Below are 14,354 nucleotides of genomic sequence, written 5' to 3' on the forward strand. Positions count from 1 at the left end.
GTCCGTGAATGGACATGTGTCTGTGGCGCGCATCATGACCGTGACATCAACGCGAGCATCAACCTATTGATGTTGGCCGACTGAACATCATTCAGGGCAGGGACTGCCCGACGAGCTTGGTAAACAACCGTGGCTAGTAAGAGCACGGTCTTCCCAAGAAGCTCCCCCTTCAATTTGCGAAGCAAATAAGTGGCGAGCAGTTCACTCCAATCCCATTATACCTTATTTTCTGTCACGATTCCTACCCGACCGAACGGGACGCAAAAACAGAGCGACACGCGGTCGCCCTGCTTCTTTTCACTTTGTGGAAATCAATTTCGTATGGGCGAACTCGTCATGCGGCAACTCGAGGTCTTTATTCGACTTCATCTGTTGAAGCGCTCGAATGAGTGGGATCCCAAGCGTCGCCGGATAGACGACATCTTTATAAAGCGTTCGTTTGATGACCTGCTCGAGGGAGAGCGGGCGTCCGTCCGCACTCACGACTTTGATCCCGACGACTCGGTCTCCGAGTGTCTGACCATTTTGGTACAGCATACAGTAAACCTCTCCGGCCATCGTCACAACGGTCGGTAAGTAATACCGCTTCACTTCCTTGTCTGGCCATACCTTTTTACGGATGGCCTTTTCAATCAATTTGGCCGGCGTCTGAAAGACGACTTGGTCGATTTGACCGGCGACGGCTCGTTTCCAAAGTGGGACTGCCACAGCAATCATCCTTTCTCTCGGTTCTAGCCTTTTATTTCCTCTTTTACCGGCTGACGAAACCCAGAGAACGGACATCCGCTTCGTGCGAACAAGTTCGGTGTTTTGATGATGTTGTCATACTGTTCATGAAAGACGTGCGTCGTCGCAGGCGATAGAGGCGGGATGAGCCAGCTCCACTGCCCTGTGACGTCACGCCCCGCTTCCCGTTCATTCTTTTCGAATCGTTTGAACTGTTTGGCGGCGGTATGATGATCAACGATCGTGACACCCGCCCGCTCGAACGACTGGAGGACGGCGATATTCAATTCAACGAGCGCGCGGTCCCGCCAGAGCGAGCGCTCTTTCGACGTATCAAGCCCGAGTGAGCGGCCGACGAGCGGCAACAAGTCATAGCGATCGGTGTCTGCCAAGTTACGCGCACCGATTTCTGTCTCCATATACCACCCGTTGAACGGCACTGACGTAAAACGGAGACCGCCGATTTCAAGTTCCATGTCAGCGATGGCCGGAATGGCATGCCATTTAATCAGGCGACCATCAAACAAGTCAAACTCCTCGTGAACGATGTCGACTTCGAGCACGGCATCACTCGGCAAGTCATATAGACGAACATCCTGACCGTCCGTAATCATGAGCGGTAACTTATCAAACGGCGTGCCGGCCCCGACCCATCCGAGTTGTTCTGCCCGTTTCGTCATCGCCACGGACATCGGGTCCCCGATGATTCCGTCCGGTGTCTCATATCCGGCATACCGAATCAATTGCGTGTTCAACAGTTTGAACTTGTTCGGAAGGACCGTCATCGTCGAGCGGATTTTTCCACCGTTTGTGGCGAAATGAAGGTGATCAACAAGCCGAGCGTAAACGTCATCAAACGTTTTCGCATCCCGGGCATCGATCACATGAAGCGTCTGCCAAAACAATCGTCCGATGCAACGGTTCGAGTTCCGCCATGCCACTTTTGCGCCTTCACACAACTCCTCCGTCGTCAACGAATACGTACCCGTGCGTTCAATTTCTTGTTCGATTTCTCGCAAACGTTCGGAAGGGTCGTCTTGCCACTGTCGCATCCACTCGCTCGCTTGTTCATACAAATTCATGTCTTAAGTCTCCTCATTTATTCTCTCTTCTCCATCTTAGAGAAAAGGAGACCTTCGTTTCAACTATCCGTTCTCGCACGTGACAGGTTACGTCGTCACGAGTCATCTGCTTGATGCACGAGTTGCATGTAGTCGGAGAGCGCTTCATCCCCTGTCACTTCCGTCTCTAGAGAAGTCAGTTGTGCTTCGACCGTCGGACTCGATTCGTATGCAGCGGCGTATTGGTAAACTCCATTCGTCACTTCCGTCATCTGACGCAAGCGAACGGGCAAATCCGCTCCGGACGCGAAACGAATGATGAATTCGACCTCGCCATCTAACGGAAGACGGAGCGCAGCGTAAAAATGAAGATGCTGGTCTGAACGCGATGTCAACACAATCGAAGAGATTCCGACCGATACGGGTTGCTCGCGAATCGTCGTGATGGTGATTCCTGCTTGAATGTAGCGATTTGTCGCCATCTCGTGGTCATCGAGCGGGTCGGCGAGCAGTTTCCCGGTATGCATCATCTTCTCGAACACCTCTCCACGGACAGGTGGACTGAACAGATACCCTTGAATCGTTTTGCATCCGAGTTGACGCAGTAGCAATAAATCATCCATCTGTTCGATACCTTCCACGACAACTTCAAGATCGAATTCCTTGGCCAAGACGACAAGACTATGGATGATGGCGCGGGCTTGCTTGTTCTCGGATACACCGTGACCGAAAATCCGGTCAATTTTGATCGTGTTCACTTGGAATTGTTGCAAATAGGCAAGTGATGAGTACCCTTTTCCGAAGTCGTCGAGAGCGAGCTGAATCCCGAGTGCTTTCAGTGAAGAAAAAACGTTCATGATATGGTGTGTTTCATCCAGTTGCGACGTCTCGGCCACTTCGATTTCAATCCAATGTAACGGGACATCATGTCGCCGACTTGCTGCTTCGAACGTATGCAGCAACTGCTCGTGATACAAGTACTTCGGAGAGACATTCAACGAGATGGGGACCTTTTTCGGTAACGTCGCCAAATAGCGAAACACCTCATCAATCAAATAGTCCGTCAATCGAATGAACAGATTGCTCTCTTCAGCGAGTGGGATGAAGTCGAGCGGAGACACCACACCCCATGTCGGGTGATCCCACCGCATCAACGCCTCCGCCCCCGTGATTTCTCCCGTCCACGCATTCACTTTCGGTTGATATAAAAGATAGAATTCATTCCGGTCAATGGCGTTCGGTAAGTCACGCAACAATTCGAACCGCTTCAACTCGTCGAGATTCATGTGGGAGGCATACAACGAAATGGGAGCCGCACCCGACTTCCCGGCTCGCCCCATCGCCATATAACTACGGCGAATGAGTGTCGTCTCATCATCCGCGTCGTTCGGATAGCGACTGACCCCAACTTGCATATTCGGGTATACGGAATACGGTTCGAGTTGAAAACAGTATTTGGATAAGGTCGTGAGTCTCTTCCCGATTTGAAACAGCTGTTCATCCTCGTGATGACCCGGCATGATGACGAGATACGTGTCCCCGTCCAAATGACCGACGACTGCTTCGTCCGGTACACTCTGGAGCAAGCGATGACTCGTTTGAATCCGCCATTCATCGCCATATTCGTAGCCGAAAGCTCGATTGATGTCCCCAATCCGATTGAACGTGACCGTGAATAAGACGAATGCGAGGTCCGTCTGAATCAATCGAGTGATGGACTGAAACATCGTCTCGCGGTTCGGAAGATTCGTCATCGGGTCGAATTCAATCAGTCGAAGGACTTCCGCTTCCTGTTCCCTTACTTCGGTCTTATCACGAATCAACGCCTGAAACCCTCGCACGCGTCCTGCCTCATCGTACAAATGCTGACGGAACTCCTGAATCCATTTCTGCTTCTTCCCGACAAAAATCCGATATTCAAGCTGGACTGGGGTCTCATGACGCGTTTTCTCATTTGCGCGATTAACCTTTTCCAAGTCATCCTGATTGATGACAACTTTCCAATAATCCGGATGGGCATTGAACTGTTTCACCGAAAAACCGAAGATGGTTTGATACTGTCCTGTCGCAAACTCGATTTGGCGCGTGTCGTAACTATAATCACAAATCGCCATGTCCGAAGCCTCACAGACACGACGCAACAGCTCATCTTTATCAGTCAATTCATGCTCGATGCGTTGTTGGTCTTTCGTCGAAAAAAGAACGTACGTGAACACATTCCGTTCGCGAGACAGGGCACCTCGTATCGTTACAGGTAATTCTTCACGTGTCACCTGATGAAGAAGACGAATCTCAATCGCGAAGTCTGCCCCTTCCACGGCTGTTCGCAATGTTCGAATTGCTTGTGTAAGTTGTTCCCAGTCATCAGAATGGACAATTTCACGAATTTCGTTCAACGTCATGTCCTTCAAACGTCGTCTCGAAAGGCTGAGGAATGATGACACTTGAGAAGAGAAAGAAAACGTACCCTCACCAAGATGTGCCTCGATCATCATGAGGCCCGGCACTTGTTCAAGCAATTCACGTCCTACTTTCATGATTGCATAACGATTTTGCGTCTCCCATTCCGCGCTCATGTCTTTGACAATCCCATATACGCCTTGAATGAGTTGATCTTTATAAAGAGGGGTACACGTGACCGCAAGTTTACGTTTTTGCCCTTCATATGTTTTGACTAGTTCAAAATGAACCGTTTCTCCGACTAACGCCTGCTCGTGATAGGGAGCAAACTCTTCTGACTCCGTCGGGGAAAGGGCGAGATTGTCAAACAAAAGTCCCATCTTTTCGTTTGAATCGATCAAGCGACCGTTTGTATCGAGTACGTAGATGGCATCAGGATATTGCTCAATCAACAGGGAGTCCACATGAAATGCAGGGATTGCTCCTTTAGAAAGGATTTCCGTGTCGTCTCCATTGACGCGGTGAATCCACTTCTTGAAAATCGCCATACAATCTCTCCTTTCGAAAGAGATGGAAATTCCAAACGTAAACTCTCGCGTTCATACAAAAAGACTAGTTTTAAAACATTAATTACCAATTACCCATAATTGTGCCATAAGAAAACCCCACTTGTTTGCAAGTGGGGTCAATGAATTAGTTACGCTCGAGGACAAACGTATGGTATGCAGGGACTGTGACTCTGCCAGTCGTACGTTTGATCGTCTTCGTTCCAGCGCGGTCCCCGTCGACAATCACGTTCCACGTTCCTTTTGGAAGTTTCACGGATACAGCGTTCGGGTTTGCGTTATGTGTGATGTACAAGTCGTTCTTTTGTCCTGGTGCGTCTTCATCAATCAAGTACGTGATGACGTTCGCCTCAGACTTGTAGAATTTCAAGAAGCGCTTCACATCAGTCGCTTTCGTCATGCGGAGTCCAGGGTTGGCTTTGCGCATCTCAATCAAGCCTTTCATGTATTGGACATCCGCCTTACGGTCGGCTGCCCGTTTCCAGTCGAGCTGGTTGATTGAGTCCGGTGATTTGTACGAGTTATGGTCGCCGTCTTTCGTACGCATGAACTCCTGGCCAGCGTGAAGGAATGTCGTACCTTGGCTCGTCAACAAAATGCTTGAAGCGAGACGATGCATGTCGGTACGCACTTCTTCAGAAGCTTCCGGATTCGTCAGTTCTAACTTGTCCCAAAGCGTATGATTGTCGTGTGCTTCGACATATGTGATCGCTTGCGTCGGTTCTTTCGTGAAGCCTTTGATCATGTCGTTATACGTGATTTCACCGACGATTCCTGTCTTCACGCGGTTCTCCATGCCTTCTTTTCCGTTGATGAAGCCATTGTCTTCATCATAGAAGACGCTACCTTTCAATCCATCACGGATGTTGTCATTAAAGTGAGCAACACCAGGCATGTCGTAGGCGTTCTTTTGATTCGCTTTGAGTTCGGCGTCAAGTGGCGTGCCGAGATCCCAGCCTTCACCGAAGACGAGAATTGATTTGTCGACTTTATTCAATTCTGCACGAACTTTGTTCATTGTATCGACATCGTGGATTCCCATCAAGTCGAAGCGGAAGCCGTCCCAATGGTATTCTTTTGCCCAGTAGACGACTGAATCGACGATGAGTTTTTGCATCATCGCACGCTCAGACGCTGTATCGTTCCCGACACCTGTTCCGTTTGCGAAGTCGCCACCTGCCGTATAACGGTAGTAGTAACCCGGTACGATTTTGTGAAGGTTAGATGCTTGCGCGTCGAACATGTGGTTATAGACAACGTCCATGACGGCACGTAAGTTGTTGTCATGTAGCCCTTGAATCATTTCTTTCATCTGACTGATCCGCACTTTGGCATCGTACGGGTTTGTCGAATACGATCCTTCTGGTGCATTGTAGTTTTTCGGGTCGTAGCCCCAGTTATATGTCGCCGTCGGGTTCGTTTCGTCGACAGAAGCCGTGTTATAGTCATAGACCGGGATGAACTGGACGTGTGTCACGCCAAGGTCTTTGACGTGGTCGAGTCCCGTCTTCGTCGCTGTCTTCTTCCCGTTCTCGATCAAGCGAGTTCCTGGTTGAACGACACCGAGGTATTTGCCTTTATGGCGGATTCCTGAATCATATGTGTTCGATGTGACATCAAAAATCGAGAAGTCACGGACGTGTGTCTCATAGATGATGGCGTCCGTTGCATTTTTCAACTTCGGCTTCATCGAGTTCCAACGTTTCGGATCTGTTTCTTTCAAGTCGACGATGACACCTTGGTCACCGTTCACACCGACAGCTGTCGCATACGGATCGACCGCACGGACTTTCCCTGTCGCATGTGTCACTTGATACGTATACCCGACACCGTCGAGGTCGCCGCGTACTTCAGCCACCCACGTGCCACGTTCCCCACGTTTCATCTGGATGACTTTTTTCAAGTCTTTGTCGTTCGCTGGTCGGTCTTTCGGCATGTTCCATAGCTCGAGCTCGACTTGCTGAGCGGTCGGTGCCCAAAGAACAAATTGAGTTTTTGATTTTTGGTACGTGATGCCGAGTTTTCCATTATAGGCATACTTCGCATCAAACTCTTTTGAACGAAGTACTTTTCCTGCTTGAAGCGTCTGTTCACCAAACTCAGGATGTGAGGCTTTGATGACTTTTGCTAAATCGATATCTTCTTTGAATTCGATTGTGACTGACTTGTCACCAGCCTTTGTGATTGAAGCGACAGTTGCACCATCTACCGTCACTTCATCGATGAACGCATCTGTAATGACGCGGTTCGTCGTGAGCGTTGCTTGGCGGAACGTGTCCGCCGAGAATGAGACGAGTTTCGGTGAGCGATCGATTTCAGGCTCTGAATAGTAAATTGTCGAATCTCCTTCAACGAGCCAAATTTCTTTCGCTGAACCAAGAACGAAGCGGTCTTCTCCGTCTTTCTCCGTCCATTCTCCTTTTTTCGTGATCAAGCCCATAAGTTTTTTCGACTCTGGGTTGGCGAGCTTGACGTTCGCCACGCCACCGAATGCATCCGTCTCGTCAAACGCGATGTTCTGACCATCGCCACCGTCCGGCCAAGTCCAAAGGCCCCAGTCCGTGTATGTATTGTCGTAACGGAAATAATGAACTTTCATATCGATTTCCGTTGAAGCCGTCTCCCCGTCCGGGTTTGACGTATAAATCTTCGGATCACCTGACTTGATCCACACTTCTGCGACACCATCTTGAATCATGTCGCTCGTGATGAAGCGGTCGTTCTCTGACCCTTTATCTTTATCCCAGTTGTCCGTTCGAACGATGAGACCAATTTTTTCAGGTGAATCGACCGGGAATTCGTAAGCCGCCACCTTTCCGAATGCATCTTCCCCATTAAATGTGAATCCTTTGTTCGGGAAGTAATCTGGGCCATTCGCCCAAAGCCATAAGTTCCAATCCTTTTCGTTATCCGGCGCCTCTTGATAATGGACGACGACGAGTGTCGACTTCCCTTTATCTAAAGCGGACGTCGGCATCGGAAACATTGACAGAATTAGTGCAAACGTTAGCACAACTGCCCATACGGGTTTCCATTGCTTTTTGACCATGAGGGTCCCTCCTTGTAGCACTATTTTGAGAAAACGCTTACACAAAAATTGTAAACGGTTTCCTTTAGCGAAGCAACGTTATTTTAGAAAAGAGTCAATTGGCATCATTCTTCTTACAGATTGTCTAAGGACAATGAACTAAAAAGACGGATGTTGCTCCTTATGGCACAATCCGTCAAAGTTTATTCCATTCCTCGAGTGACTCCAAATACCACCGATAGCTTATCTTGATTTCTTCATCTGTCAAATCGGCTGGCAAAAGCGAACGTGGCACGAGACCCGTGAACTTGGCGCCTCCGACATGCGCAAAAATATAAGAGCCGACTTGCTCCGACATGTATCTCGTCAAAAATCCGGTCACATACTTCCCATCCTTGCTCTCGAAGACGATGTCGAGTCGACGTCCTTCCTGTTCATCGATGATCAACTGATTGTAAAGTCGATGTGCCTCGTCTTTGTGCTTGTATTTCATCCCACGTCTCGCATTGTCATCAATCTCCCACTGATGGTCTGCTCTCTCTTTCGCCGTGAAAATTTTCTCGAGTATTCTGGGGTCATCGATTGTTAAGCAACAAAAGATATGTTCATACGACAGTTGATCGTCGTTCACTAAGTCCATGATGTCCGTCTTCGGAATGATTCTCGCCTTATAGCGCACCATCACACGCCGGACGACTTCTTCCTTATCAAAAATGAGCCACTGCTTCCGTCGCTCAAATTTTTTATGTAGCATCTTATAATTCACACGACTCACCTCACGTTTCAGCATATCAAAAAACGACGTCCGCAATGGACGTCGTCTTATTTAGTTCCCGTACTTTTTGAATAACTGATAGTTCTTATTCCCGCCTGACAAGTTGTACACATCGGTGAACCCGAGGTTACGAAGCACGTTTTGCGCCGCATTTCCTGTCACTCCACCGTTACAATAGACGACGGTCGGCTTGTTTTTGTCCATCTCTTTCGCCGCTTCCCGCAAATTGCCGAGTGGGACGTTGACCGCACAATCGACACACGCTTTCTCGAACTGTGCTGCTTTCCGCGTATCGATGATTTGCATGTCTTCCCCTGCATCGATTCGTGTCTGCAGCTCGGCTGGTGTGATGAGTCGCGCCGCCTTGTCGATACTGTTCGAAAGGACCATTCCCGTATACATGACCGGATCTTTCGTCGTCGAGAATGGCGGTGCGTATGCGAGGTCGAGGTGGAACAAGTCATCCACTTTCGCCTTCAGTGTGATGGCCGTGACGAAGACGTCGATTCGTTTGTCGACTCCTTCGAACCCGACGATTTGGATGCCGAGCAATTGACGCGTCGAACGGTCTGCGACCGCTTTGATTGTCATGTCTTTCCCACCCATGTAGGCAGGCTTATCCGGTTTCGTGTTGTGAAGCACTTCGATGTCATATCCGTATTCGCGCGCTTCCTTCTCGGAAAGTCCCGTCTGCGCCACCGCAAGTCCGAACACTTTGAAGATACCCGTTCCGAGGATACCGCGATGCTCGAGATGACCGCCCGTGATCACGTCCCCAGCGGTCCGCCCCATCTTGTTCGCTGTCGAACCGAGCGGGCGCCAGATTGGTTTCCCCGTCACGATGGAGAAGCTCTCCGCGACGTCTCCGGCCGCATACACGTCCGGGATGTTCGTTTCCATACGTTCATTGACGGCAATCGCTCCCGTCTCACCTAGTTCAACTCCCATATTCATCGCAAGTTCGACGTTCGGACGGACCCCGACCGATAAGATGACGAAGTCAGTTTCGATCGTCTTGCCGCTCTCCGTGACGACACGTTCTACATGTCCATCACCGACAAGTTCCGTCACTGTCTCCCCGAGCATGAGTTCGATTCCGTTCTTCTCGAGGTGTTCCTCGACGCGGCACGCCATGTCTTTATCAAGTGGTGGCATCACCTGCGGCACACGCTCGATGATTGTCACGTCTACACCGCGTAGCTTCAACTGTTCGGCCATCTCCAAACCGATGAAGCCGGCACCGATGATGGTCGCATGTTTCGGGCTCGTCGAATCGACGAACGACCGTGTCGCTTCAGCGTGCTGAATGTTTCGGATTGGGAAGACGTTATCTGACTTCACACCCGGAATCGGTGGGATGATGCTCGTCGCCCCTGTGGCGAGGACGAGGACGTCATACGAGTCTGTGAACGTGTCACCTGTCTCTAAGTTTTCCACCGTTACTGTCTTCGCATCCTTATCGACCGTTGTCACGTTATGACGTGTCATGACGTCGATGTTGTAACGTTTCTTAAAGAACGCCGCGTCACGAGGTGTCAAATCGTCACGTGATTCTACTTCTCCGCCAACGTAGTAAGGAATGCCACAACCTGAATACGAGATATCATAATCACGGTCGTAAATCGTAATTTGGGCGTCCTCGTTATTCCGACGTGCTTTCGCTGCGACCGATGTCCCGGCAGCAACAGATCCAATGATGACTAGTTTCATATAACCCACTCCTTAATAAAGTAATAAGCTGATATAGAGGCCGAGCAACGTGATGGCCAGTGTCGGAATCGTCAAGATGATCCCGACTTTGAAATACTCACCCCATCCGATCTTAAGGCCTTTCGTACGGAGCACATGGAGCCAAAGAAGCGTCGCAAGTGATCCAATCGGGGTGATCTTCGGTCCAAGGTCGGACCCGATGACGTTCGCATAGATTAACGCTTCCCGAATCTGACCGGTCGTATGCGTCAAGTCGATGGCGAGCGCATCAATCATGACGGTCGGCATGTTGTTCATGACCGATGACAAGATGGCAGCCAAGAAGCCCATCCCGAACGTCGCACTGAATGCATTCACTGCAAACCAATCAATGAAGTTGGCGAGTACTTGTGTCAGTCCCGCGTTTTGTAAACCGTAAACGACGATATACATCCCGAGCGAGAAAAAGACGATGGCCCACGGTGCACCTTTGACGACTTGAGTCGTCTCTACCGCAGATGATCGATTCGCCATCACGAGGAAGAACAAGGCGATGACACCGGCAACAAGTGAGACCGGGATCCCGAGTAAGTCACTCGTGAAGTAACCGATGACTAGCAAAGCGAGTACGACCCACGATAAGCGGAACATCGTATGGTCTTTGATGACCGACGCCGGTTCAGCCAACTGAGACGCGTCATATTGTTTCGGGATGTCTTTTTTGAAATAGAGATACAAGACGAGCAGACTACCCGAGACTGCGAACACGTTGACGAATACCATCCGCGCCGCATACTCGGCAAACCCGATACCAAAGAAGTCAGCCGAGACGATATTGACCAAGTTCGAGACGATGAACGGGAGACTTGCTGTGTCAGCGATGAAGCCGGATGCCATGACATATGCCAACACGACCGCGTCCGGCAGTTTAAGTGCCCGCACCATCGCCAAGACGATCGGTGTCAAAATGAGCGCTGCCCCGTCGTTCGCGAACAATGCTGCGACGAGCGCGCCAAGTAAGGTGATATAGACAAATAGCTTCACCCCACCGCCTTTAGCGATTCGTGCCATATGTAAAGCGGCCCATTCAAAAAATCCAATCTCATCTAAAATGAGTGAGATCAAAATCACGGCGATAAACGTGAATGTCGCGTTCCAGATGATGCCCCATACCGTTCCGACGTCATCGAGGTTGACAACGCCCGAAAGGAGAGCGATGACGGCCATCCCCATCGCCGAGTAACCGATGCCGAGGCCTTTCGGTTGCTTGATGATGAGAAAGAGCGTCACCAAAAAAATTAAACTAGCAATCCACTGCACAATGAGTTCCTCCAATAATCTCTATTTATTTCATTAACAAGACGGTTGTAAACCGTGCAACACGAGCGTGATGCCATCTTCTGTCGATTCGACGTCGAGCGTCACGTTTTCCGCCAACGCCTCAGCTTCCTTCGCAACAGCAAACGTGAGCGTGTCGAACTGCTTCACCTCGTCTGTCTCTTCTGGTGTCGCCACGGCTAGACCGAGCGTCGGTCCACAGCAACCCGCCTCTGTGATGATGCGGACAGATTTCGTTTCTTCCTCTTCTAACGCGGTTTGTAAAAAGTCGATTGCTTCGTTCGTGATGTTCATTGTATTTTCTCCTTTCCTAATTGAGATAACGCCGAGTATCCGACTGGCAGTTGTTCTTGCCATGCGAGAACCGTCGGACGCGGATAGTTGTTCACGCGCTCTAGCCAAATCGCCTCGCTCGCGACTTTCGATGTCAAGAGCTTACTCGTCACATCGAGTGGCGTAAACGATTGATTGACGACCCAAGCGAACGGTTGAATCGCTGCCCGTTGTAAGTCTGCTGTGAGACGCTCCGCTTCATAGACTGGCGTCGCTTCAGGCAGTGTCGTGATGATGACGTGCGTTTGTTTTGGGTCACGCAGTTTCGGTAACAACTCTCGGACCGCTTCCGGAACGACGCCGGTCGACCGTTCGAGTTCACGATGATAGCTCTCCGTCGCATCTAATAATAGAAGCGTATGTCCCGTTGGAGCTGTATCGATGACGACGAAGCGGTCTTTCGCTTTCGCCACTTGATCAGCAAAGGCACGGAAGACAGCAATCTCTTCCGTGCACGGTGAGCGCAAGTCCTCTTCGAGCATCATCCGTTGCTCTTCGTTCATGTCTCCGGCTTCCCGGAACACATCCGCCCGATACTTCTCAATCTCGGCTTTCGGATCAATGGCATCGACGGTGAACGTGTCGGAAACGTCTACCTCAATCGTAAGTCCGACATGAGCGGCCGGGTCAGTCGTCGTCAAATGCACAGCATGTCTTCGTTCGTGAAGCGCGACAGCAAGAAGCGAGGCGAGTGTCGTCTTCCCGACGCCACCTTTCCCCATCGTCATGATCACGCTTGGACCGTCAGCTTCTACTTCGTCGACGAGTTGATCGATCGAGCCGAAACGACTCGTGTCATAACGTGCATCCGAGATGACGACCGACTTCCCGCTCACAAAACGCTGGAGCGCCGATATCCCGACGAGATTTTCATATGCATACGGAAGCGTGAACGTCTCAAAATCGGCGATTTCGTGCGGGAGATTGTCGAGTGCTTGTTGTTGGCGTTCGATGAACCGCTTCGTGAAACGGTCTGTCCCTTCACCTGACTCGACAACACCGTTGATGATGAGTTGCATTCGCTCGATGCCGATGGCGCGAAGCTCGTTCGCGGCTCGCGCCGCTTCGACGAGTGTCGACTTCTCAGGACGAGCGACGAGCAATAACGTCGTCTCGTTTTCATCGATGAGCGTCTCGACGGCTCGTTTGTACTGCACTTGCTTATCCACAAGACCAGCCAATGGACCGAGACAAGACGCGCCAGTCGTATTCGTCTCTAAAAATTCATCCCATGCGCTCGGTAGTGTCAGTAATCGGAGCGTATGCCCGGTCGGTGCCGTATCGAAGATGACATGGTCGTATCGTTCCCGTGCTGCCTCGGACGTCAACAACTCCGTAAACTGGTCGAATGCCGCAATCTCGACCGTACAGGCGCCAGACAACTGTTCTTCCATCGATTGGATGGCAACGTCCGGTAAAATGCCCCGATACGGACCGACCATGCGTTCCATATACTGTTTTGCCGCCTGTTCCGGGTCAAAGTTAGCGATTTCGAGCATCGTCCCTGTGACGGATTGCGGTGTCTCATCGAGCTCCATCTCAAACACGTCTTGTAGATTACTCGCCGGGTCGGTCGAGACGAGTAAGATCTGTTTTCCACGATTGGCGAGCGTCAAGGCGAGACTCGATGCCGTCGATGTCTTCCCGACGCCACCTTTCCCGGTCAAAAACACATAACGGGTCGGTTCAATCGTCTGAAAATCAAATGGCTTCACTGTGAGCATCTCCTTATTTTTTGAGTGAGATTCGAACTTTCGGTTTTTCTCCATCTTGTTTGGCGAATGCTGCAATCGGTAGTCCCGTCAACTCTGCCATCTCTTCATTCGTCAAATAGGCGCCCCGTTTCACAATTCTCCCGTCGACGAGCGTCATCGGGAGCACATCGAGCCCGTTCATGATTTCAGTTTGAACGATGGTATTCTCGACAAATCGGTTCGGTTCCGATGCGAGATTATAGCGCGACACATCAAAGCCTCGTTGCTTCAATACATAATGAATTGTCGCTACCCGCGTCAGTTCAGGGTCGATGGACGGTCCACATAATCCCGTCGGACAACACATGGCTGGTTCGAACACTTCAAGTTTCATCTTCATCTCTCCTTAAATGGCACAATTCGGCTCACAATCACAGCTCGGCTCATTCGTCTCTAAATTCGCTAACAAATCAGTGACGAGCGGATAAAACGGACTCGTCTCGTTCAATCGATAATGGATCCACTGTTTGTCCCGACGCTCGAGCAAGAGTCCCGCCTGGCGCAACATCTTCAAATGGCGACTGATGGCCGGTTGCGAAATATCGAAACAATCGACGAAACTACAGGCGCACTGTTCGCCTGCTTCCATCTGTTTCAACATCGTCAATCGGGTCGGGTCCCCGAGCACCTTGAGCACTTTACTCAATTCTTCCACGGTATACATGACTACTCCCCTACCTTTCA

The 14,354-nt window shown here is 50.4% G+C and carries 12 protein-coding genes; 1 reads left to right on the top strand and 11 read right to left on the bottom strand.

Translation table 11 applies throughout. From position 1 onward, the window contains the following. On the top strand, positions 1-84 hold an 84-nt coding region (locus KNP62_RS05615), incomplete at its 5' end, for a zinc ribbon domain-containing protein (protein WP_214784096.1). A gap of 213 nt (positions 85-297) precedes the next feature. Here the strand turns inward: KNP62_RS05615 and KNP62_RS05620 are convergent. The 11 genes from KNP62_RS05620 to KNP62_RS05670 all read right to left on the bottom strand — a co-directional run bounded on the left by KNP62_RS05620 (position 298) and on the right by KNP62_RS05670 (position 14,334). Then, on the bottom strand, positions 298-717 hold the full coding sequence (locus KNP62_RS05620; RefSeq protein ID WP_214693873.1) for an RDD family protein: 420 nt from the start codon (positions 715-717) through the stop codon (positions 298-300). 14 nt (positions 718-731) lie between these two features. Further along, positions 732-1,808 (bottom strand): nitric oxide synthase oxygenase, encoded by a 1,077-nt coding sequence (locus KNP62_RS05625; RefSeq protein WP_214784128.1) that lies wholly within the window; start codon positions 1,806-1,808, stop codon positions 732-734. A gap of 95 nt (positions 1,809-1,903) precedes the next feature. Next, positions 1,904-4,735: an EAL domain-containing protein gene (locus KNP62_RS05630; protein ID WP_214784131.1), complete on the bottom strand. Its 2,832-nt coding sequence runs from the start codon at positions 4,733-4,735 to the stop codon at positions 1,904-1,906. A gap of 145 nt (positions 4,736-4,880) precedes the next feature. Further along, entirely contained in the window at positions 4,881-7,802 is a 2,922-nt protein-coding gene (pulA, locus tag KNP62_RS05635) for a type I pullulanase (protein WP_214784133.1), read from the bottom strand. A 175-nt stretch (positions 7,803-7,977) separates the two neighbouring features. Further along, entirely contained in the window at positions 7,978-8,547 is a 570-nt protein-coding gene (locus KNP62_RS05640) for a hypothetical protein (RefSeq protein ID WP_214784136.1), read from the bottom strand. Between the two features lie 60 nt (positions 8,548-8,607). Further along, complete coding sequence (locus KNP62_RS05645) at positions 8,608-10,266, bottom strand: FAD-dependent oxidoreductase (RefSeq protein WP_214784139.1); 1,659 nt, start codon at positions 10,264-10,266, stop codon at positions 8,608-8,610. A 12-nt stretch (positions 10,267-10,278) separates the two neighbouring features. Then, complete coding sequence (locus tag KNP62_RS05650; protein ID WP_214784142.1) at positions 10,279-11,565, bottom strand: arsenic transporter; 1,287 nt, start codon at positions 11,563-11,565, stop codon at positions 10,279-10,281. 33 nt (positions 11,566-11,598) lie between these two features. Beyond that, a complete protein-coding gene (locus tag KNP62_RS05655; RefSeq protein WP_214693883.1) occupies positions 11,599-11,877 on the bottom strand; it encodes a Fe-S cluster assembly protein HesB in 279 nt (92 codons plus the stop codon). Then, positions 11,874-13,631 carry an arsenical pump-driving ATPase gene (gene arsA / locus KNP62_RS05660; RefSeq protein WP_483299204.1) on the bottom strand — a complete coding sequence of 586 codons (1,758 nt, stop codon included), beginning with the start codon at positions 13,629-13,631 and terminating at the stop codon, positions 11,874-11,876. The genes KNP62_RS05655 and arsA overlap by 4 nt, the downstream gene beginning before the upstream one ends. Before the next feature lie 13 nt (positions 13,632-13,644). After that, positions 13,645-14,004, bottom strand: a complete 360-nt coding sequence (gene arsD / locus KNP62_RS05665; protein WP_483299205.1) for an arsenite efflux transporter metallochaperone ArsD — start codon at positions 14,002-14,004, stop codon at positions 13,645-13,647. A gap of 12 nt (positions 14,005-14,016) precedes the next feature. After that, positions 14,017-14,334 (bottom strand): ArsR/SmtB family transcription factor, encoded by a 318-nt coding sequence (locus tag KNP62_RS05670; RefSeq protein ID WP_214784151.1) that lies wholly within the window; start codon positions 14,332-14,334, stop codon positions 14,017-14,019. Between the last annotated feature and the right edge of the window lie 20 nt (positions 14,335-14,354).

Source organism: Exiguobacterium sp. s183 (assembly GCF_018617655.1).
Classification (GTDB): Bacteria; Bacillota; Bacilli; order Exiguobacteriales; family Exiguobacteriaceae; genus Exiguobacterium; species Exiguobacterium aestuarii_A.

Coding starts and splice junctions, on each gene's coding strand:
- KNP62_RS05620 (WP_214693873.1), bottom strand. CDS start 717: ATGATTGCTGTGGCAGTCCCACTTTGGAAACGAGCCGTCGCCGGTCAA.
- KNP62_RS05625 (WP_214784128.1), bottom strand. CDS start 1,808: ATGAATTTGTATGAACAAGCGAGCGAGTGGATGCGACAGTGGCAAGAC.
- KNP62_RS05630 (WP_214784131.1), bottom strand. CDS start 4,735: ATGGCGATTTTCAAGAAGTGGATTCACCGCGTCAATGGAGACGACACG.
- pulA (WP_214784133.1), bottom strand. CDS start 7,802: ATGGTCAAAAAGCAATGGAAACCCGTATGGGCAGTTGTGCTAACGTTT.
- KNP62_RS05645 (WP_214784139.1), bottom strand. CDS start 10,266: ATGAAACTAGTCATCATTGGATCTGTTGCTGCCGGGACATCGGTCGCA.
- KNP62_RS05655 (WP_214693883.1), bottom strand. CDS start 11,877: ATGAACATCACGAACGAAGCAATCGACTTTTTACAAACCGCGTTAGAA.
- arsD (WP_483299205.1), bottom strand. CDS start 14,004: ATGAAACTTGAAGTGTTCGAACCAGCCATGTGTTGTCCGACGGGATTA.
- KNP62_RS05670 (WP_214784151.1), bottom strand. CDS start 14,334: ATGTATACCGTGGAAGAATTGAGTAAAGTGCTCAAGGTGCTCGGGGAC.